Below are 529 nucleotides of genomic sequence, written 5' to 3' on the forward strand. Positions count from 1 at the left end.
TCTCGAGGGACTCCGCGAACAGGTCTTCCAGGAGATCAAGGGCCGCACCCTGGAGACCGACCTGTCCGTCCCCAGCCGCCGCGGCGCATGGTGGTACTACGGCCGAACCGTAGAGGGCAGCCAGTACGGCATCCAATGCCGTGCTCCCCTCGCCTCGCCCGACGACTGGACGCCCCCCGAGCTCACCCCGGGCGAGCCCGTCCCCGGCGAGCAGGTTCTCCTCGACGGCAACATCGAGGCCGAGGGCACCGACTTCTTCTCGCTCGGCAGCTTCGAGGTCTCCACCGACGGGCAGCGGATGCTGTACGGCGTCGACGTCGCCGGCGACGAGCGCTACACCCTCCGCGTGCGCGACCTCGCGACCGGCGAGAACCTCACCGACGAGATCCCCGACACATTCGCCGGGGCCTCGTTCTCGCCCGACGGTCGCTTCATCGTCTACACGACCGTCGACGACGCCTGGCGCCCCGACACCGTGTGGCTGCACGAGATCGGCACCCCGGTCGACGACGACGTGAAGCTGTTCACC

General features: G+C 69.4%; 1 pseudogene. It reads left to right on the forward strand.

The window, feature by feature from the left end:
• A pseudogene (locus ACI3KS_RS19660) lies at nucleotides 1-529 on the forward strand (oligopeptidase B); the annotation flags it as partial.

It is taken from the genome of Microbacterium sp. ZW T5_45 (genome assembly GCF_044987415.1).
Lineage (GTDB): Bacteria > Actinomycetota > Actinomycetes > Actinomycetales > Microbacteriaceae > Microbacterium.